The sequence below is a fragment of the Streptomyces sp. NPDC047982 genome (assembly GCF_043204165.1).
In the GTDB taxonomy this organism is placed as follows: domain Bacteria; phylum Actinomycetota; class Actinomycetes; order Streptomycetales; family Streptomycetaceae; genus Streptomyces.
Genome location: NZ_JBIDBS010000011.1, coordinates 152,848 through 173,959, shown reverse-complemented (window position 1 = coordinate 173,959; position 21,112 = coordinate 152,848). Strand labels below are relative to the sequence as shown.

Below are 21,112 nucleotides of genomic sequence, written 5' to 3'. Positions count from 1 at the left end.
CTCACATGATGTTCGCCGTCTCATCCGGGCTTTCCAAGGGAATTCGATGTTTAGCCTGGCGTTTTACAGGGATGGCACATCCGACAACCGGCGCCCCTCCGGGCGGCGCCCGTACCGACAGGGCCGGCAGCGACAGATGAAGACGACGAAGACGTTCCGCAACATCGCCAACCCCCGCCGCACCACGCTGGCGCACCTCGGGAACGCCGCCGAGCTGCGGACGCCGGAACGACCGGAGCACCGCGTCGAACTGCCCTCCCAGACCGCCAACCCCCGCCGCACCATCCTCATGGTGGCCCCGGTGCAGGCCGCGGCCGCCGAGTAGTACGCACGGCCGCCCCTCACCCGGGCCCACCGGCCGCTGAACCACCGACCGCTGCTCACTGCCCGCCGCTCGCCACCCGCCAGGCGCGTCCGTCCGCGCCGCCCGCCCGCCGCGTCGGCCGACCGGTCCCGGTGGCTCCACCGCACGGGTTTCCGGTCGCCCCGCGACCGCACGCGCCGCCTTGTGGCCGTGCGCCGGACGACGCTCCTTCACGGCGAATCGCGCAGGCGAGGCGTTAGCCTGGAGCGTCAGTCTTCAGTCAGCCAGCAAGTGAGGGGCGACAGCATCCCGTGCGCATCGCCAGGTTCTCCATCGACGGCAATGTCGCCTTCGGCGCCGTCGAGGGCGACGGTCCCGACGGGCTCGTCCTCGACATCATCAAGGGCATCCCGTACGCCGAGTTCGAGCTCTCCGGCACCAAGGTCCCGCTGAGCAAGGTCCGCCTCCTTCCTCCGGTGCTCCCCAACAAGGTCGTGGCCATCGGCCGCAATTACGCGGAGCACGCCAAGGAGCTCGGCAACGAGGTACCGGACGTCCCCGTCGCCTTCTTCAAGCCCACCACCTCGGTGATCGGTTCCGGCGACGCCATCGAGTACCCCTCCTTCTCGAACGAGCTCCACCACGAGGCCGAACTGGCCGTGGTCATCGGCCGCATGTGCCGCGAAGTGCCGCGCGAGCGCGTGAAGGACGTCATCTTCGGCTACACATGCGCCAACGACGTCACCGCGCGCGACGCCCAGAGGCGTGAGAAGCAGTGGGCCCGGGCCAAGGGCTTCGACACCTCCTGCCCCCTCGGCCCCTGGGTGGAGACCGACCTCGATCCCCGCGACCTGACCATCCAGGCCACGGTCAACGGCGAGCAACGGCAACTCGGCCGTACGAGCGAGATGATCCGCTCGATCGAGGACCTGGTCGTCCACATCACGGAAGCGATGACGCTGCTTCCGGGCGACGTGATCCTCACCGGCACCCCCGGGGGGGTCGGCCCCCTCCATGTCGGCGACGAGGTCGCCGTCACCATCGAAGGCATCGGCACTCTCACCAACAAGGTGATCAAGCGTGGCTAACGCACCTGTACGTGTACGTTTCTGTCCCTCCCCGACCGGCAACCCCCACGTGGGCCTGGTCCGCACCGCCCTGTTCAACTGGGCCTTCGCCCGGCACCACGGCGGCACCCTGGTCTTCCGCATCGAGGACACCGACGCCGCCCGCGACTCCGAGGAGTCCTACGACCAGCTCCTGGACTCGATGCGCTGGCTCGGCTTCGACTGGGACGAGGGGCCCGAGGTCGGCGGCCCGCACGCCCCGTACCGCCAGTCGCAGCGCATGGACATCTACAAGGACGTCGCCGAGAAGCTCCTCGCGGGCGGCTACGCGTACCACTGCTACTGCACCACCGAGGAGCTCGATGCCCGCCGCGACGCCGCCCGCGCCGCCGGGAAGCCGTCCGGCTACGACGGCCACTGCCGCGACCTCACGGCGGAGCAGATCGCCGCGTACGAGAACGAGGGCCGCACCTCCATCGTCCGCTTCCGGATGCCCGACGAGGTGCTCACCTTCACCGACCTGGTCCGTGGCGAGCTGACCTTCCAGCCGGAGAACGTGCCGGACTACGGCATCGTCCGCGCCAATGGCGCCCCGCTCTACACGCTGGTCAACCCGGTCGACGACGCGCTGATGGAGATCACCCACGTCTTGCGCGGCGAGGACCTGCTCTCCTCCACCCCCCGCCAGATCGCCCTCTACAAGGCGCTCATCGAGCTGGGCATCGCCAAGGACGTCCCCGCCTTCGGCCACCTCCCGTACGTCATGGGCGAGGGCAACAAGAAGCTCTCCAAGCGCGACCCGCAGGCGTCCCTCAACCTCTACCGGGAGCGCGGCTTCGTGCCGGAGGGGCTGCTCAACTACCTGTCGCTGCTCGGCTGGTCGATCTCCGAGGACCGCGACATCTTCTCCGTCGAGGAGATGGTGGCCGCGTTCGACATCGAGGACGTGAACGCCAACCCGGCGCGCTTCGACCTGAAGAAGTGCGAGCACATCAACGCCGAGCACATCCGCAAGATGGACGTGAAGGCGTTCACCGAAGCGTGCGGCCCCTGGCTGAAGGCCCCGTTCGCCCCCTGGGCCCCGGAGTCCTTCGACGCGGAGCAGTTCGCCGCGATCGCCCCGCACGCGCAGACCCGTGTCACGGTCCTCTCCGACATCACGGCCAACGTCGACTTCCTCTTCCTCGACGCGCCGGTGGACGACGAGGCGTCCTGGAACAAGGCGATGAAGGAAGGCTCCGACGCCCTGCTCGTCACGGCCCGTGCCAACCTGATCAACGCCGAGTGGAGCACTGACGCCTTGAAGAACGCGATCCTCGCCGCCGGCGAGGAGCACGGCCTGAAGCTCGGCAAGGCCCAGGCCCCGGTCCGCGTCGCGGTCACCGGCCGCACGATCGGCCTGCCGCTCTTCGAGTCCCTGGAGATCCTGGGCCGCGAGAAGACCATCGCCCGCATCGACGCGGCCCTGGCGAAGCTGGCGGCCGCGTAGGCCCCGCCTTACGCCCGCAGGGGGCGGCACCCGGACCACCTCCGGGCGCCGCCCCCTGTACGTTCCCCGGCCCCGGGCCGCACCGGCCGGCGGGCCGGGAGCGCCACGTCGTGGACGCCTTCATGGGCCCCGACCGCCGGTGCCCGGCCTTGCCGGAACGGGCCCTCGGCCGGCAGCCCTGTGCCCAGGTGACACACGAGGCGTTGTTCCGCGGGCGGGCCCCTCCGAGCCGGGAAGCCGGAGCCGGGTCCGAGCGGCTGCGCCGACGCGCCAGGACCCGACCGCCGGGCCGAGGACCGGGAACATTCCGGTCGTGGTGACGGCTCGTCACGTGGATGTCTCCCGGGTCGATTTCTGTGCGCGAGGGCGGGCATCGGCTCCGGCCGCACGTGCCCGATTCCGATCGCGGTGGTGAGTCCCGATGTGGAGGCTCGGCCACCTGGCCCGCCTCTCCGTTCCACCGGCCGCGATCGGGGCGCGGAAGGGGCGCGGGGTGGGCGTACGACCGTCCGCCCGACCCACGCCCGTACCGACGGCCCCCGGCATCGGCAGGGACGGCGGGGCCCCGGGGCGGGTAGGTTCGGAGGCATGGTCATCCGAGCCGTGCTGTGGGACATCGACGACACGATCTTCGACTACACCGCCGCCGATCGCGTCGGCATGCGCACGCACCTCGAACAGGAGGGCCTGCCCGACGGATACGGGTCCGTCGAGCAGGCCCTCGTCGTGTGGCGGGCGATCACCGATGTGCACTGGGACCGGTTCGCGGCCGGGGAGACGGATTTCCTGGGGCAGCGCAGGGACCGGGTGCGGGAATTCCTCTCGCGGGCGCTGGACGACGTCGAGGCCGACGACTGGTTCGCTCGGCACGCGGCCCACTACGAGGCCGCCTGGTCGCTCTTCCCGGACGTGCTGCCCGTCCTGGACCGGCTGGCCGGCCGGTTCCGGCACGCGGTGCTGTCGAACGCCAGCATCCACAACCAGGACCGCAAGCTGCGCGCGCTCGGCGTGCGCGACCGGTTCGAGGCAGTGGTCTGCGCCGTGGAGTTAGGCATCTCCAAGCCCGAGCCCGGCGCCTTCCACGCCGCGTGCGACGCGCTCGCGCTGGAGCCGGGGGAGGTCGCGTACGTGGGGGACGAGCCGGACATCGATGCCGCAGGCGCGGTCGCCGCTGGGCTCATGGGGATCTGGCTGGACCGGGGCGGACGCGGCGGACGGCCCGAACTGGTCCGCATCAGCGCCCTCGATCAGCTGCCCGGACTGCTGGCGGGCGATACCCGTTTTGGAGCGCCGGACACCTTCGGGTAATGTTCTTCCTGCGCCGCCCGAGCGGGACGAAAGATCCGAACGGAAAGCGCAGCCGGAACAAAGACCTCGTAAGGGGTTGCGTTCCATTGGGCTATGGTGTAATTGGCAACACTACGGTTTCTGGTACCGTCATTCTAGGTTCGAGTCCTGGTAGCCCAGCGCAGAGATGCAAACGCAGGAAACAAGCCCCCGTTGTGTAGCGGCCTAGCACGCTGCCCTCTCACGGCAGTAGCGCCGGTTCGAATCCGGTCGGGGGTACAACAGCAGGAAAACCAAGGGTCCTTCACTTCGGTGAAGGACCTTTTTGCTTGTCTGCAGGGGGAGTCGACCTGTGCCTGTGCGCCGCGTGGCGCCTTCCTCGCGGTGAGGGTGCCGTCCCGTCATGTGCGCGTTTCCTAAGGGGACTTGGTACCCGACAGGGCCTTCGGCGGGGCCGCCACGACGCTGGGGCGGCCGGGGGACGAGTCGCGCGTCACGCGGGGGAAGTACGGGACGGGGTACCGTCAGCCGTTTCGGCGCAGGGCCTCGCTGAGTCGCGCGGCCGAGTCGATGACCGCCTGGGCGTGCATCCGGCCCGGGTGCCGGGTCAGCCGCTCGATGGGTCCGGAGACCGAGACGGCGGCGACCACGCGGTTGGAAGGGCCGCGCACTGGCGCCGAGACCGAGGCCACGCCCGGCTCGCGCTCACCGATCGACTGGGCCCAGCCCCTGCGCCGTACGCCCGAGAGCGCCGTCGCCGTGAAGCGGGCACCCTGGAGGCCGCGGTGCAGGCGCTCCGGCTCCTCCCAGGCCAGCAGGATCTGGGCCGACGAGCCGGCCTTCATGGTGAGCGTGGAGCCGACCGGCACGGTGTCCCGCAGGCCGGACAGCCGCTCCGCCGCCGCCACGCAGATCCGCATGTCGCCCTGGCGCCGGTAGAGCTGCGCGCTCTCGCCCGTGATGTCGCGCAGATGCGTGAGCACCGGTCCCGCCGTAGCCAGCAGGCGGTCCTCGCCCGCCGCAGCGGCCAGCTCCGCCAGCCGGGGGCCGAGGATGAAACGGCCCTGTATGTCCCTCGCCACCAGACGGTGGTGTTCCAGTGCCACGGCCAGTCGATGGGCCGTGGGTCGTGCGAGCCCGGTCGCCGCGACCAGCCCGGCGAGGGTGGCCGGACCGGACTCCAGGGCGCTCAGTACCAGAGCCGCCTTGTCGAGAACGCCGACGCCGCTAGAGTTGTCCATACGACGATACTCCCGTCTCACTCTGTGAAACGCAAGTTCAATTTTCGGCAGAAGTTGCCAACCTGGAGGGGCGGCCGTACAACGGCCCGCGGTCACCGCCCCGCTCGGGGGTCCGGACGGTGGCGCACCACATCTCTAGTTGGGCCGGCGAAGACGCCGGCCGAAGGGAAAGCGATGGGTAGGACACTCGCGGAGAAGGTCTGGGACGACCACGTCGTCCGGCGCGCCGAGGGCGAGCCCGACCTCCTCTTCATCGATCTGCACCTGCTGCACGAGGTAACCAGCCCCCAGGCGTTCGACGGCCTCCGTCAGGCCGGACGCCGGGTGCGGCGCCTCGACCTCACCATCGCCACCGAGGACCACAACACCCCGACCCTCGACATCGACAAGCCGATCGCCGACCCGGTCTCGCGCGCCCAGCTGGAGACCCTGCGCAGGAATTGCGCGGACTTCGGGGTGAGGCTGCACCCGCTGGGCGACGTCGAGCAGGGCGTCGTGCACGTGGTCGGCCCCCAGCTGGGCCTGACCCAGCCCGGTACGACGGTCGTGTGCGGCGACTCCCACACATCCACGCACGGCGCGTTCGGCGCGCTGGCGTTCGGTATCGGCACCAGCCAGGTCGAGCACGTCCTGGCGACCCAGACGCTGCCGATGGCCCGCCCCAAGACCATGGCGATCACCATCGACGGCGAACTGCCCGAGGGCGTCACCGCCAAGGACCTGATCCTCGCGATCATCGCCCGGATCGGCACCGGCGGCGGCCAGGGCTACGTCATCGAGTACCGCGGCTCCGCCATCGAGAAGCTCTCGATGGAGGCCCGGATGACCATCTGCAACATGTCGATCGAGGCCGGAGCCCGTGCGGGCATGATCGCCCCGGACGAGACCACGTTCGCCTATCTGAAGGGCCGCGACCACGCCCCGCAGGGCGAGGACTGGGACGCCGCCGTCGCGTACTGGACGACGCTGCGCACCGACGACGACGCGGTCTTCGACGCCGAGGTCGTCATCGACGCCGCCGAACTGGCGCCGTTCGTCACCTGGGGCACCAACCCCGGCCAGGGCGCGCCCTTGTCCGCCAGCGTCCCCGACCCGGCTTCGTACGAAGACGCATCGGAGCGGCTCGCCGCCGAAAAGGCCCTGGAATACATGGGGTTGACCGCCGGGCAGCCGCTGCGCGACATCAGCGTGGACACCGTCTTCGTGGGTTCCTGCACCAACGGCCGGATCGAGGACCTGAGAGGCGCGGCCGCCGTCCTGGACGGTCGCAAAGTCGCCGACGGCGTACGGATGCTGGTCGTCCCGGGCTCCGTGCGCGTCGCACTCCAGGCCGTCGAGGAGGGCCTGGACAAGGTCTTCACCGCCGCGGGCGCCGAATGGCGGCACGCCGGCTGTTCGATGTGTCTGGGCATGAACCCCGACCAGTTGGCCCCCGGCGAGCGCTCCGCCTCCACCTCGAACCGCAACTTCGAGGGCCGGCAGGGCAAGGGTGGACGCACGCACCTGGTCTCCCCGCAGGTCGCCGCCGCCACCGCCGTGCTGGGTCACCTGGCCTCGCCCGCCGATCTGTCCGACGCCGACGTCCGTACGCCCGCTGGAGTCTGAGAGACATGGAAGCCTTCACCACGCACACCGGCCGGGCCGTCCCGCTGCGCCGCAGCAACGTCGACACCGACCAGATCATTCCCGCCCACTGGCTGAAGAAGGTCACCCGCGACGGCTTCGAGGACGGGCTCTTCGAGGCATGGCGCAAGGACGCGGACTTCGTCCTCAACCGCCCCGAGCGCAGCGGCGCGACGGTCCTGGTGGCCGGACCCGACTTCGGCACCGGTTCGTCCCGCGAACACGCCGTGTGGGCGCTGCAGAACTACGGCTTCAAGGCCGTCATCTCCGCCCGGTTCGCCGACATCTTCCGCGGCAACTCGCTGAAGAACGGCCTGTTGACCGTCGTGCTCGACCAGAAGACCGTCGACGAGATCTGGGCGCTGACCGAGGCCGACCCGGCGGCCGAGATCACCGTCGACCTGGAGACCCGCCAGGTCCGCGCCGAGGGCATCACGGCGGACTTCGAACTCGACGAGAACGCCCGGTGGCGACTGCTGAACGGGCTGGACGACATCAGCCTCACCCTTCAGAACGAAACGGACATCGCGGCCTACGAGGCGGCCAGGCCGGCCTTCAAACCGCGTACGCTCAAGGTCTGAGCAGCACGTTTCCACGACCGCGCCCCCTGCCCCCCGGCAGGGGGCGCGGTCGCTTGTTGAGACCCTGTCGGGCGACAACTCGCCCCAGATGGCACAATCGGTGCATGGGACGCGACAGCCAACTCGAGCTTTACGGCCAAGTCGCCGACCGATTGAAGGAAGCGCACACAAGAGTGCGCGCACTGCAAGTCCCGGAGGGCGTACGGATGGCGCTGTCCCGGAAGCTGTTGGTCATCACGGCCGCGGCTAAGCACGATCTCCCGGATGCGGCAAGGCGTCTGGACCGGTTGATGAAGGACCTCGATGAGGGCCGACTCCCCGAAGGTGAGTGACTCAGCGGAACAACGCGGCGGTCGACTTCGTTGCGGCACTAGGGTGATTAGCCCGTTTCGTGTTTGATTTGCGGTATATATCTGCCTAACGTGCGAAAACGCTTGAACACTTTCGTTCTGGCAATGTCTCCGAAGGGGAAGACGTGAACAAGGCGCAGCTCGTAGAAGCGATTGCCGACAAGCTCGGCGGCCGTCAGCAGGCCGCGGACGCCGTCGACGCGGTGCTCGACGCGATCGTCCGTGCGGTCGTCGCGGGGGACCGGGTCTCGGTCACCGGCTTCGGCTCGTTCGAGAAGGTCGACCGCCCGGCCCGTTACGCCCGCAACCCGCAGACGGGCGAGCGGGTGCGGGTCAAGAAGACCTCGGTGCCGCGTTTCCGCGCGGGACAGGGCTTCAAGGACCTGGTGAGCGGCTCGAAGAAGCTTCCCAAGCACGACGTGGCCGTGAAGAAGGCGCCCAAGGGCAGCCTCACGGGCGGTGTTTCCGCCCGCACGACGGCCAAGGCCGCGGCCAAGAAGGCCGCGGCGAAGAAGGCTGTGGCGAAGAAGGCCGCGCCGGCCAAGAAGGCCGCGGCGAAGAAGACCACCGCTGCGGCGAAGAAGACGACGGCGGCGGCGAAGAAGACCACGGCGGCGGCGAAGAAGGCGGCGGCCAAGAAGACCGCGCCGGCCAAGAAGGCCGCGGCGAAGAAGGCGCCCGCGAAGAAGACCACGGCGCGGAAGACCACGGCGAAGAAGGCCACCGCACGGAAGAAGTGAGGCCGAGCAGCGCAGGCCGCTCACACACGCCGGGCCGGGCTCCTCTCGGGGAGCCCGGCCCGCGGGCTGTCGCGCAGCCCATGGCCTGTCGCGGGGCGGGCCGTGGTTCAAAACGTCCGCGGTGGCGATGGTGCCGGCGGCCCGCGCATGTCGGTGGGGCCGGAAGAGGCCGAGGAGGCTCGGGTGCCGGAACCTCCGGACACCCGGGATGCCGGTGGGCCGGAAGGCCCACGGCCTCACCGCACCGGGACGCCTTCTCGGACGCCTTCGGGACGTTTTCAGAACGTCTGCAGTGTCACCAGCGTGATCCGCAGCTCCGCGCCCTCGCCGGTGCCCTCGATCCGCACCCGCTGCCCGGGGCGCAGCAGCCGCAGGCCGCCCGCGTCGAAGGCCCGGGAGTCGAACTCCACCGGGGTGCCGTCGTCGAGGAGCACGCTGCCGGTGCGGGTCTCGGGGTCGTACGTGTACGCGGTCGCCTGCATGGGCGGCAGCCTATCGGTCCGCCGGTGCGGCACCGGTGGCCCAGCACCCCGCCGTGTGCGGGCCGACGCCCAGGCCGATCGCCGTGCGCAGATCCTCGCCGGTGTCCACGTCCTGGCGTACCGAATCGATGCCGGTCAGGCCGATTTCGGTTGCGCCGGAGTCGAGGTGCCCGAACCGGGAGAGACCGCCGAAAAGTGGACGCAATTCCACCCCTGGGGCGGCCGACAGAAATGTCGTTCCGATTCCCGCCGAATCCGTGACGAATGCGCGCGGAAATGCGGCGGCGAATTCGAGTACCTGGGACAATTCGGCGGGGCGGAGTGCGGGGAGATCGGCGTTGAGCGCGGCGAGGGGCGCCGCGGGCCGCCGGGACCGTACCGTCCGCGCACCGTGCGCCAGGGCCGCGTTGAGCCCCCGGTCCGGTTCGTCGGGCAGGACGCCCGCGCCGAGTGCCGTGAGCGCCGCGCCGGCCTCGGGATCGTCCGTGACGACCACCACATCCCGTACCGCCGGGCAGGAAAGAGCGGCGGCCACCGTGTCCTGGGCGAAGGCGAGAGCCAGCCGGGGGCGCAGCGCGTCGCCGGTCACGGGCGTGAGCCTGCTCTTGGCCACGGCCAAGGGCTTCAACGGGACGATCAGGCTCCAAGGACCGGCCGGGTCGGTGTTCGTGGCGATCTCCCCCTCGCTGCGCGTCGCCGCTTATTCTCGCCTGCCGGCGTGAGAACCCGAGGAGTCGGCCCCGAAAGCGGGGCGTACGGTGTTCTCGACAGAGCAGGGGCCTGGGGCGAGACTTGACCGTCGGTAGCCAGGCAGAGTTCAGGTCCTTAGAGGAAGGTGTCCGAGTGTCCCGCCGCAGAATCGGCTTCTGGTACCGCCTGGCGGCGGCCATCGCGAAACCGCCGCTGGTGGTTCTGTTCAAGCGTGACTGGCGGGGAATGGAGCATATTCCGGCCGACGGCGGATTCATCACCGCGGTCAATCACAACTCGTATCTGGACCCGCTCTCCTATGCTCATTTCCAGTACAACACCGGACGTGTGCCGCGCCTTCTCGCCAAGGCGGGCCTCTTCAAGACTCCTTTCGTCGGGATGATGCTGCGCGGCACCGGGCAGATCCCCGTGTACCGCGAGACGACGAATGCGCTGGACGCCTTCCGCGCCGCCGTCGACGCCATCGAACGCGGCGAATGCGTCGCCTTCTACCCGGAGGGCACCCTCACCCGGGACCCCGACATGTGGCCCATGGCCGGCAAGACCGGTGCGGCCCGCGTGGCGTTGCTCACGAAGGCCCCGGTCGTCCCGGTCGCGCAGTGGGGCGCCAATCTGGCGATGCCGCCGTACGCGAAGGAGAAGAAGCTCCGGCTCTTCCCCCGCAAGACGCTCCAGGTACAGGCCGGGCCGCCCGTCGACCTCTCCCGGTTCTACGGCGAGCAGCCGACGCCCGAGATCCTGCGCGAGGCGACGGAGGTCATCATGGCCGCGGTGACCGAACAGCTGGAGATCCTGCGGGGCGAGAAGGCCCCCGCGCAGCCGTACGACCACACCACAGCCCGTGCGGAACAGCGCCGCAGGGCCGAAGGAAAGGGACCCCAGTGACGCACCCCGCGAAGGCGGCCGTCTTCGGAACCGGCTCATGGGGTACGGCCTTCGGCATGGTGCTCGCCGACGCCGGCTGCCAGGTCACCCTCTGGGGCCGCCGTGCCGAGGTCGCCGAGGCCGTCAACACGACCCGGACCAACCCGTACTACCTGCCCGGGATCGAACTCCCCGCGTCGGTCCGGGCCACCACGGACGCCGTCGAGGCGCTGGACGGCGCCGACTTCGCCGTGCTCGTGGTGCCCTCGCAGACCCTGCGGGCCAACCTCGCGGACTGGACACCGCACCTCGGTTCCGACACCGTCCTCGTCTCGATGATGAAGGGCGTCGAACTCGGCACCGCGAAGCGGATGAGTGAGGTGATCGAGGACGTGACCAAGGTCTCCGCGGACCGCATCGCCGTCGTCACCGGTCCCAACCTCGCCAAGGAGGTCGCCGAACGCCGCCCGACCACCGCGGTCGTCGCCTGCCGGGACGAGTCCGTGGCCCGCCGCCTCCAGGCCGCCTGCCACACCTCGTACTTCCGCCCCTACACCAACACCGACGTCGTCGGCTGCGAACTCGGCGGCGCGGTCAAGAACGTCATCGGTCTCGCCGTCGGCATCGCGGACGGCATGGGGCTCGGCGACAACGCCAAGGGCTCGCTGATCACCCGGGGGCTCGCCGAGACGACGCGGCTCGGGCTCGCGATGGGCGCCGACCCGCTCACCTTCTCCGGGCTCGCGGGCCTCGGCGACCTGGTGGCGACCTGCTCCTCGCCGCTCTCGCGCAACCACACCTTCGGCACCAACCTGGGCCGCGGCATGACGCTCCAAGAGACGATCGCGGTCACCAAGCAGACCGCCGAGGGCGTCAAGTCCTGTGAATCGGTGCTCGATCTGGCGCGCCGGTACGACGTCGACATGCCGATCACGGAGACGGTCGTCGACATCGTCCACGGGGGCAAGCCGCCGATGGTCGCGCTGCGGGAACTGATGTCGCGCAGCGCGAAGCCCGAGCGGCGCTGAGGCCCGAAGGCGCCGGTATCCGAGCGGCGACGGACCTGGTGGCGCAGGCGTCGTGGGCGACCGGGGGGAAAGGCGGGTCGAAGGGCGAGTCCCGGGGCGTGCAGTGCGGTGAACGGCGCCCTCGGGCGCCGCTCCGGCGGCCCCGGCCGCGCTGACGCCCCGCGTACCAGCAGGTACGCTCAACGCGATATGAGCAGCGAGAATCTCCCCCAGAGCCCGGAGCGGCAGCTCCGCAAGCCGCGCGTGGCCGTCGTGTTCGGCGGCCGCAGCTCCGAACACGGCATCTCGGTCGTCACGGCCGGCGCCGTCCTGAACGCCATCGACCGGACCACGTACGACGTCCTGCCGATCGGCATCACGACGGACGGCCGCTGGGCGCTCACCGCCGACGAACCCGAACGCATGGCCATCACGGACCGCAGGGTGCCGGACGTGGCCGAACTGGCCGAGTCCACCGAGGGCGGCGTGGTGCTCTCCGTCGACCCCGGAAGCCGCGAAGTGACGTACAGCGAGCCCGGCTCGGTGCCCAAGGCGCTCGGCGAGGTCGATGTCGTCTTTCCCGTGCTGCACGGCCCGTACGGCGAGGACGGCACCCTCCAGGGGCTGCTGGAGCTCTCCGGTGTGCCGTACGTCGGCGCCGGGGTGCTCGCCTCGGCGGTCGGCCAGGACAAGGAGTACATGAAGCGGGTCTTCACGTCGTTCGGACTGCCGGTCGGCCCGTACCTCGTAGTGCGCCCCCGTGAGTGGGACGCGGACCCGTCCGCCGTCCGCGAGCGCATCGTGGACTTCGCCGGGGACCACGGCTGGCCGCTCTTCGTAAAGCCTTCCCGGGCCGGTTCGTCCTTCGGTATCACCAAGGTCGACGATCCGTCCGGGCTCGACGAGGCGATCGAGGAGGCACGCCGCCACGACCCGAAGTTCCTGGTCGAGTCGCTGCTGCGGGGCCGCGAGATCGAGTGCGGGGTGCTGGAGTTCGAGGACGGGCCGCGCGCCAGCGTGCCCGCCGAGATCCCGCCGGTGACCTCGCACGACTTCTACGACTTCGAGGCCAAGTACATCGACTCGGCGTCCGGGATCGTGCCCGCCCCGCTCACCGAGGAGCAGACCGCCGAGGTCCAGCGCCTGGCCATCGAGGCGTTCGAGGCCGTGTCCTGCGAGGGCCTGGTGCGCGCCGACTTCTTCCTCACCGAGGACGGCGAGTTCGTGATCAACGAGATCAACACCCTGCCCGGCTTCACCCCGATCTCCATGTACCCGCGGATGTGGCAGGAGAGCGGCGTGAGCTATCCGGAGCTGGTGGACCGGCTGATCCAGGCCGCTCTGAACCGGTCGACCGGCCTGCGCTGACACGGCGCCGTCCGCGCGTGGCGTGCGCGCCGTCCTGCAGGGCACGTGCTCCGCGGACGGCGTGCACGCCCTGCGGTACGCACCGGCGCACGCCTGGAGCAGGTGGTAGCCCCTGCCGGGGTCACAAGGCGGAGGGCACCGTTTTCCGCACGGCCGGGGCGAACGCGGCCAAGGGGCTCGCGTCATGGGCGTACGCCTCGGAGAGCCGCACCTCCACGTACGCCTTGCGGTGGGTGGTCGTGAACAGCGGGCCGCCGTCGTCCGGCTGTTCCAGCATCCAGTTGACGCCGTTCGCCTCGATGGCCTTGGACGAGGGGTCGTCCATCTTCGCGGGCCGGGGGACGCCGCAGCGCAGTACGATCGCTCCGTCCCCCCACTGGGCGGTCAGTCCGGACTCCGTCCCGGTGCTACCGCGGTCGAGTCCGGCGACGGTCCTCGGCAGTTCCTCGTGCAGCGCGCGGCAGTACGCCGCGGCTTCCGCGGACGGCGTGGGATCCGTGATCGACGGTGCCGCGTCCGTCGAGGAACAGCCGACCGCGGCCAGCAGCAGGGCGGCGACGGACGGACCGAGAAGGACGGGATGGCCGAACCGGCGGCATGATGACGTCACCGGACCAGCGTAGACGGGGACTACAGATGGACGACCGGGCAGGTCAGCGTTCTCGTGATGCCTTCCACCTGCTGGATCTTGGCGACCACCATGCGGCCGAGCTCGTCCACCGTGTCGGCCTGGGCGCGCACGATCACGTCGTAGGGGCCCGTGACGTCCTCCGCCTGGATCACTCCCGTCACATGGGAGATGGTCTCGGCGACGGTCGACGCTTTGCCCACCTCGGTCTGAATGAGGATGTACGCCTGTACCACGGAACCTCCAGGGCGGCCACGAGGATCATGTGGGGGAAGGGGACGCCACGGTATCGCGTTGCCGCGGGTCGCGGGGAGACCCAGGTGCCGGTTGCCGCCCACAACGTGGCGCGGGCACAGCTCCAGTTGACGTATCTCTTGACAGTACCGACAGCAGTGACGGCCCGCGACCGCTGGCGTGCCGGTGCGGCAGGGGGATGGGGCGCTCCGACGGGAACCGGTGCAGACTGCTCCCTGCGGCGGCGGCCGGTCCACGAACCGGATCCCGGGCCGCCGAAGCGGCCCGGACGACCGTCCGGCGCGACAGATGAGAGGTGAGACTCGGTGAAGGGAACCGTGGGCGAGTTGGGGGAGTTCGGTCTCATCAGGGAGTTGACGTCCCGACTCACCACCACCCCGGCGGTACGGCTCGGCCCCGGCGACGACGCCGCGGTCGTCTCCGCTCCCGACCGCAGGGTCGTGGCCAGCACGGACATCCTGCTGGAGGGACGGCACTTCCGCCGCGACTGGTCGACGGCCTACGACGTCGGCCGCAAGGCCGCCGCCCAGAATCTCGCCGACATCGCCGCCATGGGCGCCGTGCCCACCGCGCTGCTGCTCGGCCTGGTGGTCCCGGTCGAACTTCCGGTCACCTGGGCCGGGGAGCTGATGGACGGCCTGCGCGACGAGTGCCAGGTCGCCGGAGCGGCCGTGGTCGGCGGGGACGTGGTGCGTGGTGACACGATCACCGTCTCGATCACCGCGCTCGGCGATCTGCGCAACCACGAGCCGGTCACCCGGTCCGGGGCCCGGCCCGGCGATGTCGTCGCCGTGACCGGCTGGCTCGGCTGGTCCGCCGCCGGCTACGCCGTGCTCTCGCGCGGCTTCCGCTCGCCCCGCGCCTTCGTCGAGGCCCACCGTCGCCCCGAACCGCCGTACCATGCGGGCCCCGCGGCCGCCGGGCTCGGCGCCACAGCCATGACCGACGTGAGCGACGGACTGGTCGCCGACCTCGGGCACATCGCCGAGGCCAGCGGGGTGCGGATCGACGTGCGCTCCGGCCTCATCGACATCCCCTCGCAGATGGCCGACATCGGTCAGGCCGTGGGCGTGGACCCGCTCCAGTGGGTGCTGACCGGGGGAGAGGACCACGCGATCGTGGCCACGTTCCCGCCGGACGTGAAGCTGCCCGCTCGCTGGAAGGTGATCGGGGAGGTCCTGAACTCCTCGGCGCTGCCCCAGGTGACGGTCGACGGGGCGCCCTGGACCAGCAAGAGCGGCTGGGATCACTTCGGAGGCATAGAGGACGCCCAGTGACTGCGGTGCCGAAGGCGCCGCCCTGCCACCGGCCGTCGCCCAGTGGCAGGGGTACGAAGAGCGCCCAGTAGATTCGGTACATGTCCGTGCCCGCCGCCGCGCCCGTCACCGTGCCCGCCCGCGTGCTCACCGTCGCCGGATCCGACTCCGGCGGCGGCGCGGGCATCCAGGCCGATCTGAAGACGATGACGGCGTTCGGCGTGCACGGAATGAGCGTGCTGACCGCCGTCACCGCGCAGAACTCCCTGGGCGTGCGCGGCGCCTGGGAATTGCCGGCCGAGGCCGTGAGCGCCCAGTACCGCGCCGTGGTGGACGACATCGGGGTGCAGGCGGTGAAGACCGGCATGCTGTCGTCGGCCGCGCTCGTGGAGACCGTGGCCCAACTCCTCGCCGGTACGGACGCCCCCGTCGTCGTCGACCCGGTCGGGATCTCCAAGCACGGCGATGCCCTGCTGGCCGCCGAAGCGCTCGACTCCGTACGCACGCGGCTCCTGCCCCTCGCCGCGGTCGCCACCCCGAACCTGGACGAGGTGGCGCAGCTCACCGGGCTGACCGTCGCGGACGAGTCCGGGATGCGGCGGGCCGCCGAGGCGGTTTTGGGCTTCGGGCCGCGCTGGGTCGTCATCAAGGGCGGGCACCTGCCCGGCGACCCCGTCGACCTGCTGACGGACGGCGACCGGGAACACTGGCTGCGCGCACCGAGGCACTCCAACCGCCACACCCACGGAACCGGCTGCACCCTCGCCTCGGCGATCGCCTGTGGGCTGGCCCTGGGGCACGACGTGCCCACGGCGGTACGGAACGCGAAGGAGTACGTCACCGGGGCGATCGCGGCGGGCTTCCCGCTGGGCGCCGGCGTCGGGCCCGTCGACCACGGCTGGCGGGCGCGCGGCTGAACGTACCGACGGGCACCTCACGGCGCGGTCGGTGCTCGCAGCCCGGCGCACAACGAAAAGCCGGTCCACCGAGATGGACCGGCTTTTCGGGCAACCGGGAGGCTGCGCTGCGACGGGAACGTCAGCGCGCGACCTTGCCGGCCTTGATGCACGAGGTGCAGACGTTGAGCCGCTTCGGCGTCCGACCGACCACGGCACGCACGCGCTGGATGTTGGGGTTCCAGCGACGGGACGTACGGCGGTGCGAGTGCGAAATGTTGTTGCCGAAGCCCGGCCCCTTGCCGCAGACGTCGCAGTTGGCAGCCACGGGTCACTCCAAAGACTTCAGATGCACTTACAGTGAATTCCGGCGCGCCGGAATCATATGACTGAAGTGGCGGTACCGGAGGAATGGCCCGATTCGCATCGGGCAACCGAAGCAGCATACAACGACCGCGTCGGCAGAACGAAACTACCATGGCTTTCGCCGCCCCCGTCCCGCCTGTCCCGCCTGTCCCGGCCGCGCGGGGGCTACCCTGCGGTGCAGCCGGCCACCACCGGCCGATCCCGAGGAGGACCACAGGTGCCACAGCCCGCCGACGACATGGACGCCGTCGCGGTGCGCACCTGGTGCTCGCTGGCCCTGGAGGCGCTGGGCCGGGAGCGCGCGGCGATCGACGCGATCAACGTGTACCCGGTCGCCGACGGGGACACCGGCACCAACCTCTATCTGACCGTCGAGTCCGCGACGCAGGCCGTCGAGGCCGTCTTCGCCGCCCACGAGACCGGTACGACCGCGCCCGCGACCGTCGACGCGGTACGGGCCATGGCGCACGGTGCGCTGATCGGCGCCCGGGGGAACTCCGGCACGATCCTGGCCCAGTTGCTGCGCGGGATGGCCGGGGTGCTGGCCGACGGACACGACGCGCGCCACCTGCGCCGGGCGCTGTCCGCCGCGGCCGCCGCCGCCCGGCAGGCCGTCGCCCACCCCGTCGAGGGCACCGTGCTCACGGTGGCCGACCGGGCCGCCGAGGCCGCCGCGCGCACGCCGGGCGCGGCCGGGACCGCGGCGGTGGCGCTGGCGGCGTACGAGGGGGCGCGAACGGCCCTGGAGGCGACGCCCGGGCAACTCGCGGTGCTGGGCCGGGCCGGGGTGGTGGACGCCGGGGGACGGGGCCTGGTGACGGTGCTCGGGGCGCTCGTCGAGGCGGTCTCCGGGAAGGCACCCGAACCCGCGTACGCGGCAGGGCCGGTGGCCCCGCTGCCCGCCGCTCCGGTGCCGGGGGACTGTGCGGCGGGCGGACCGGCGTTCGAGGTCGTCTACCTGCTGGAGGCGGGCGACGACGCCGTGGACCGGCTGCGCGCGCGGCTCGACGGGCTCGGCGACTCGCTGGTCGTGGTCGGCGGCGACGGACTGTGGAACGTCCACGTGCACGTCGACGACGCGGGCGCGGCGGTGGAGGCGGGCGTCGAGGCCGGGCGGCCGTACCGCATCCGGATCACCCACTTCGGAGCGGACCGGGTGCCGCCCCACGTCGAACCCGTCCAGCGCGCCGTCGTCGTGGTGGTCCCCGGCGACGGGCTGCGCGACCTGTGCGAGGAGGCCGGGGCGACGACGGTTCTGGCGCGCCCCGGGGAGCCGCCCGCCAGCGGCGAGATCGTCGACGCGATCCGCCGGGCGCATGCCCGCGAGGTCGTACTGCTGCCCAACGACGCCGAGTTGCGGCACACCGCCGCTGCCGCCGCGGAGCAGGCCCGCGCGGAGGGGATCAGGATCGCCCTGATCCCGACCCGGGCCGCCGTCCAGGGCGTCGCCGCCCTCGCCGTCCACGAACCCGGCCGCAGCTTCGACGAGGACGTGGTGGCCATGACCGCCGCGGCCGGTGCCACCCGCTACGCCGAACTCGCCGTGGCCGAGCGGCAGTCGTGGACCATGGCGGGCATCTGCCAGGCCGGCGACGTGCTGGGCCTGATCGACGGCGACGTCGCGGTCATCGGCCAGGACGTGCCGCAGACCGCCCGGGGCGTGCTCGACCGCATGCTCGCGGCTGGTGGCGAGCTGGTCACCCTGGTCCTGGGCGAGGACGTCCCGCACAGCCTGGCCGACGCGCTTGAGGAGCACGTGCGCGAGGGCTATCTGGCGGTGGACACGGTGGTGTACCGGGGCGGCGGGCAGAGCGCGCCGTTGCTGATCGGGGTGGAGTAGCCGCGCGACTGCGGCCCGCCGGACGGTGCGGTGCCGGGAGCGCCCGCAAGGGTTGATCACCGGGCACGCCTCCCGGCCACGTCCCACGCCCCGCGCTCATGCGCGTGCGCGGGACGTGGAAAGCGGGCGGACATGTCCGAACCCGCCGACGCGGACGAGGAGTCGGGGCCGCGACGCCGGGGGAGGGCGCGTCGCCGTGTCTGCGCCGGAATGGCGGGGAAGCCGCCGGGCGGCTCACCGAGAAGGCCCGGAACGATTTTTCAAGGGCTGCCGCCGGTTGCCTGTCGGGGCCGGAGAACACGAAGCGGCCCTCCGGGCTCGCGGTGGCGCAGGAACTGGACCGGGGCGCGGCCGGGCTCAGCGCGGTCGGTGCGCGGTGACCGCCCCGACCGGCCCAATCCGGCACTCCGGGTGGTGCGTGGCCGGCATCTGTCACTGGTGTGGTGTGCAATGGATCGCGTGTCTGCGTTCGATGAACCACTCAGGAAGCTGCTCGGCGGAGCCACCGCGAAGGTGATGGCCGACCACCTCGACCTGCACACGGTCGGTGATCTGCTGCACCACTACCCGCGACGGTACGAGGAGCGCGGCCGGCTCACTGCGCTGACCGACCTCCCGCTGGACGAGCACGTGACGGTGGTCGCCCAGGTCGCGGACGCGCGCGTGCTGACGTTCAACAACGGCCGCGGCAGGCGGCTCGAGGTGACCCTCACCGACGGCCACGGCCGTCTTCAGCTGGTCTTCTTCGGCCACGGGGTCCACAAGCCGCACAAAGAGCTGCTGCCGGGGCGGCGGGCCATGTTCGCGGGCAAGGTGTCCGTCTTCAACCGGAAGCTCCAGTTGGCGCATCCCACGTACCAGCTGCTGGACGTCCAGGACACCGACGAGGCGGCGGAGGCGGTGGACGCCTTCGCCGGGCGGCTGCTGCCCATCTACCCCGCCTGCAAGCAACTGGACTCGTGGCGGATCGCCAAGGCCGTCGACACCGTGCTGCCCAGCGCCCAGGAGGCCGTCGACCCGCTGCCGCCCGCGCTGCGCGAGGGCCGCGGGTTCGCCTCGCTCCCGGAGGCGCTGCTGAAGATCCACCGCCCGCAGACCAAGGCGGACATCGCCCTGGCCAGGGACCGTCTGAAGTGGGACGAGGCGTTCGTCCTCCAAGTCGCGCTGGCCCGCCGCCGGTACACGGACGCCCAGCTTCCGGCCGTGGCCCGCAGGCCCCGGCCCGGCGGACTGCTCGACGCCTTCGACGCCAAGCTGCCCTTCACCCTCACCGAGGGGCAGCGCAAGGTCTCCGCCGAGATCTTCGGCGATCTGGCGACCGAACACCCGATGCACCGGCTGCTCCAGGGAGAGGTCGGTTCGGGCAAGACGATGGTCGCGCTGCGCGCGATGCTGGGCGTCGTCGACGCGGGCGGGCAGGCCGCCATGCTGGCCCCCACCGAGGTGCTCGCCCAGCAGCACCACCGCTCCATCACCGAGATGATGGGGGAGCTGGCCGAGAATTGGGGACTATGGCGCGAAGCGCCTCCTCAGAAGGAGCAGCGGGCGGGCGACGGGCGGGTGGCGGGCGGCGCCGGGCAGGGCACGAAGGTGGTGCTGCTCACCGGTTCCATGGGCGTCGGCGCCCGCCGCCAGGCCCTGCTGGATCTCGTCACCGGCGAGGCCGGGATCGTGATCGGCACCCATGCCCTGATCGAGGACAAGGTGAAGTTCCACGACCTGGGCCTGGTCGTCGTCGACGAACAGCACCGCTTCGGGGTGGAACAGCGCGACGCCCTGCGCTCCAAGGGCAAGCAGCCGCCGCACCTGCTGGTCATGACCGCCACCCCGATTCCCCGCACGGTCGCCATGACCGTCTTCGGTGACCTGGAGACCTCCGTGCTCGACCAGCTGCCGGCCGGGCGTTCGCCGATCGCCAGCCATGTCGTGCCCGCCAAGGACAAGCCCCACTTCCTCACCCGCGCGTGGGAGCGGGTCCGTGAGGAGGTGGAGAACGGACACCAGGCGTACGTGGTCTGTCCCCGCATCGGGGACGACGCCGATGACGAGGCGCCGGCCGGGAAGGCGAGGCCCCGGAAGAAGGCCGCCGACGGCGCGGACAGCGCCGAGAACGGCAAGGACGGCGGGGACGACGGCGAGAAGCGCCCGCCGCTCGCCGTCCTGGAGATCGCCGAACAACTCGCCAAGGGCCCCCTGGCCGGTCTGCGCGTCGAGATCCTGCACGGCAGGATGAACCCCGACGACAAGGACGAGGTGATGCGCCGCTTCGCCGCGGGCCAGGTCGACGTCCTCGTCGCCACCACCGTCATCGAGGTCGGGGTGAACGTCCCCAACGCGACCGCCATGGTGATCATGGATGCCGACCGGTTCGGGGTCTCCCAGCTGCACCAGCTGCGCGGCCGGGTCGGCCGCGGGTCGGCCGCCGGCCTCTGTCTGCTGGTCACCGAGGCCCATGAGGCCAGTCCCGCCCGCGCCCGGCTCTCCGCGGTCGCGTCCACCCTCGACGGCTTCGAGCTGTCCCGGATCGACCTCGAACAGCGGCGCGAGGGCGACGTCCTCGGCCAGGCCCAGTCCGGGGTGCGCTCCTCCCTGCGGGTGCTCACCGTCATCGACGACGAGGAAGTCATCGCCGCCGCCCGCGAGGAGGCGACGACCATCGTCGCCGCCGACCCCGAGCTGGCGCACCTGCCCGAGCTGCGGACCGCGCTGGACGCCCTGCTGGACAAGGAACGCGAGCAGTACCTGGACAAGGGCTGA

General features: G+C 71.2%; 22 protein-coding genes and 2 tRNA genes. 18 read left to right on the top strand and 6 right to left on the bottom strand.

Going from position 1 to position 21,112, the window contains the following annotated elements; all coding sequences use genetic code 11:
• Positions 1-136: 136 nt before the first annotated feature.
• The 6 genes from ACGF2V_RS16365 to ACGF2V_RS16340 all read left to right on the top strand — a co-directional run bounded on the left by ACGF2V_RS16365 (position 137) and on the right by ACGF2V_RS16340 (position 4,426).
• Positions 137-325 (top strand): hypothetical protein, encoded by a 189-nt coding sequence (locus tag ACGF2V_RS16365; protein WP_362618850.1) that lies wholly within the window; start codon positions 137-139, stop codon positions 323-325.
• Between the two features lie 290 nt (positions 326-615).
• Positions 616-1,392, top strand: a complete 777-nt coding sequence (locus ACGF2V_RS16360) for a fumarylacetoacetate hydrolase family protein (RefSeq protein WP_362618847.1) — start codon at positions 616-618, stop codon at positions 1,390-1,392.
• The gene (gltX, locus tag ACGF2V_RS16355) at positions 1,385-2,860 is read left to right on the top strand and encodes a glutamate--tRNA ligase (RefSeq protein ID WP_362618844.1); all 1,476 of its coding nucleotides are present in this window, start codon (positions 1,385-1,387) and stop codon (positions 2,858-2,860) included. Before ACGF2V_RS16360 ends, gltX begins: the two co-directional genes overlap by 8 nt.
• A gap of 588 nt (positions 2,861-3,448) precedes the next feature.
• Positions 3,449-4,168 (top strand): HAD family hydrolase, encoded by a 720-nt coding sequence (locus ACGF2V_RS16350; RefSeq protein WP_362618841.1) that lies wholly within the window; start codon positions 3,449-3,451, stop codon positions 4,166-4,168.
• Between the two features lie 87 nt (positions 4,169-4,255).
• Positions 4,256-4,327, top strand: a tRNA-Gln gene (locus tag ACGF2V_RS16345).
• A gap of 26 nt (positions 4,328-4,353) precedes the next feature.
• A tRNA-Glu gene (locus tag ACGF2V_RS16340) sits at positions 4,354-4,426 on the top strand.
• Between the two features lie 245 nt (positions 4,427-4,671).
• Here the strand turns inward: ACGF2V_RS16340 and ndgR are convergent.
• A complete protein-coding gene (gene ndgR, locus ACGF2V_RS16335; protein WP_362618838.1) occupies positions 4,672-5,388 on the bottom strand; it encodes an IclR family transcriptional regulator NdgR in 717 nt (238 codons plus the stop codon).
• 174 nt (positions 5,389-5,562) lie between these two features.
• Here ndgR and leuC point away from each other — a divergent pair, with 174 nt between their 5' ends.
• The 4 genes from leuC to ACGF2V_RS16315 all read left to right on the top strand — a co-directional run bounded on the left by leuC (position 5,563) and on the right by ACGF2V_RS16315 (position 8,682).
• Positions 5,563-6,993 carry a 3-isopropylmalate dehydratase large subunit gene (gene leuC, locus ACGF2V_RS16330; protein ID WP_362618836.1) on the top strand — a complete coding sequence of 477 codons (1,431 nt, stop codon included), beginning with the start codon at positions 5,563-5,565 and terminating at the stop codon, positions 6,991-6,993.
• Positions 6,994-6,998: 5 nt separating this feature from the next.
• Positions 6,999-7,592, top strand: coding sequence for a 3-isopropylmalate dehydratase small subunit (leuD, locus tag ACGF2V_RS16325; RefSeq protein ID WP_362618834.1), 594 nt, complete (start codon positions 6,999-7,001; stop codon positions 7,590-7,592).
• Between the two features lie 104 nt (positions 7,593-7,696).
• Entirely contained in the window at positions 7,697-7,924 is a 228-nt protein-coding gene (locus ACGF2V_RS16320; RefSeq protein WP_362618832.1) for a hypothetical protein, read from the top strand.
• Positions 7,925-8,067: 143 nt separating this feature from the next.
• Positions 8,068-8,682, top strand: a complete 615-nt coding sequence (locus tag ACGF2V_RS16315) for an HU family DNA-binding protein (protein WP_362618830.1) — start codon at positions 8,068-8,070, stop codon at positions 8,680-8,682.
• A 278-nt stretch (positions 8,683-8,960) separates the two neighbouring features.
• On the opposite strand, the gene ACGF2V_RS16310 is transcribed toward ACGF2V_RS16315, so the two are convergent.
• Positions 8,961-9,164 (bottom strand): hypothetical protein, encoded by a 204-nt coding sequence (locus ACGF2V_RS16310; RefSeq protein WP_362019105.1) that lies wholly within the window; start codon positions 9,162-9,164, stop codon positions 8,961-8,963.
• A 10-nt stretch (positions 9,165-9,174) separates the two neighbouring features.
• Positions 9,175-9,804 carry a 2-phospho-L-lactate guanylyltransferase gene (gene cofC / locus ACGF2V_RS16305; RefSeq protein ID WP_362618964.1) on the bottom strand — a complete coding sequence of 210 codons (630 nt, stop codon included), beginning with the start codon at positions 9,802-9,804 and terminating at the stop codon, positions 9,175-9,177.
• On the opposite strand from cofC, the gene ACGF2V_RS16300 reads away from it, so the two are divergent.
• The 4 genes from ACGF2V_RS16300 (at position 9,758) to ACGF2V_RS16285 (ending at position 13,114) form a co-directional block, all read left to right on the top strand.
• Complete coding sequence (locus ACGF2V_RS16300; RefSeq protein WP_362618827.1) at positions 9,758-9,886, top strand: hypothetical protein; 129 nt, start codon at positions 9,758-9,760, stop codon at positions 9,884-9,886. The two genes, cofC and ACGF2V_RS16300, sit on opposite strands and share 47 nt — an antisense overlap.
• A gap of 121 nt (positions 9,887-10,007) precedes the next feature.
• Positions 10,008-10,760 carry a lysophospholipid acyltransferase family protein gene (locus ACGF2V_RS16295; RefSeq protein ID WP_362618824.1) on the top strand — a complete coding sequence of 251 codons (753 nt, stop codon included), beginning with the start codon at positions 10,008-10,010 and terminating at the stop codon, positions 10,758-10,760.
• Positions 10,757-11,767 (top strand): NAD(P)H-dependent glycerol-3-phosphate dehydrogenase, encoded by a 1,011-nt coding sequence (locus tag ACGF2V_RS16290; protein ID WP_362618821.1) that lies wholly within the window; start codon positions 10,757-10,759, stop codon positions 11,765-11,767. The genes ACGF2V_RS16295 and ACGF2V_RS16290 overlap by 4 nt, the downstream gene beginning before the upstream one ends.
• Before the next feature lie 189 nt (positions 11,768-11,956).
• Positions 11,957-13,114 (top strand): D-alanine--D-alanine ligase family protein, encoded by a 1,158-nt coding sequence (locus ACGF2V_RS16285; RefSeq protein ID WP_362618818.1) that lies wholly within the window; start codon positions 11,957-11,959, stop codon positions 13,112-13,114.
• A gap of 121 nt (positions 13,115-13,235) precedes the next feature.
• Here ACGF2V_RS16285 and ACGF2V_RS16280 read toward each other — a convergent pair whose 3' ends face one another.
• Together ACGF2V_RS16280 and ACGF2V_RS16275 are read right to left on the bottom strand one after the other, a co-directional pair.
• Positions 13,236-13,724, bottom strand: a complete 489-nt coding sequence (locus tag ACGF2V_RS16280) for a DUF3515 domain-containing protein (protein WP_362707939.1) — start codon at positions 13,722-13,724, stop codon at positions 13,236-13,238.
• 20 nt (positions 13,725-13,744) lie between these two features.
• The gene (locus tag ACGF2V_RS16275) at positions 13,745-13,978 is read right to left on the bottom strand and encodes an Lrp/AsnC ligand binding domain-containing protein (protein WP_362618812.1); all 234 of its coding nucleotides are present in this window, start codon (positions 13,976-13,978) and stop codon (positions 13,745-13,747) included.
• Positions 13,979-14,302: 324 nt separating this feature from the next.
• On the opposite strand from ACGF2V_RS16275, the gene ACGF2V_RS16270 reads away from it, so the two are divergent.
• On the top strand, positions 14,303-15,274 hold the full coding sequence (locus ACGF2V_RS16270; protein ID WP_362618810.1) for a thiamine-phosphate kinase: 972 nt from the start codon (positions 14,303-14,305) through the stop codon (positions 15,272-15,274).
• Positions 15,275-15,354: 80 nt separating this feature from the next.
• The gene (gene thiD, locus ACGF2V_RS16265; RefSeq protein WP_362618808.1) at positions 15,355-16,170 is read left to right on the top strand and encodes a bifunctional hydroxymethylpyrimidine kinase/phosphomethylpyrimidine kinase; all 816 of its coding nucleotides are present in this window, start codon (positions 15,355-15,357) and stop codon (positions 16,168-16,170) included.
• Positions 16,171-16,291: 121 nt separating this feature from the next.
• Here thiD and rpmB read toward each other — a convergent pair whose 3' ends face one another.
• Complete coding sequence (gene rpmB, locus ACGF2V_RS16260) at positions 16,292-16,477, bottom strand: 50S ribosomal protein L28 (protein WP_030928661.1); 186 nt, start codon at positions 16,475-16,477, stop codon at positions 16,292-16,294.
• Positions 16,478-16,732: 255 nt separating this feature from the next.
• Here rpmB and ACGF2V_RS16255 point away from each other — a divergent pair, with 255 nt between their 5' ends.
• On the top strand, positions 16,733-18,355 hold the full coding sequence (locus ACGF2V_RS16255) for a DAK2 domain-containing protein (RefSeq protein WP_362707941.1): 1,623 nt from the start codon (positions 16,733-16,735) through the stop codon (positions 18,353-18,355).
• A gap of 450 nt (positions 18,356-18,805) precedes the next feature.
• Positions 18,806-21,112 carry an ATP-dependent DNA helicase RecG gene (gene recG / locus ACGF2V_RS16250; RefSeq protein ID WP_362707943.1) on the top strand — a complete coding sequence of 769 codons (2,307 nt, stop codon included), beginning with the start codon at positions 18,806-18,808 and terminating at the stop codon, positions 21,110-21,112.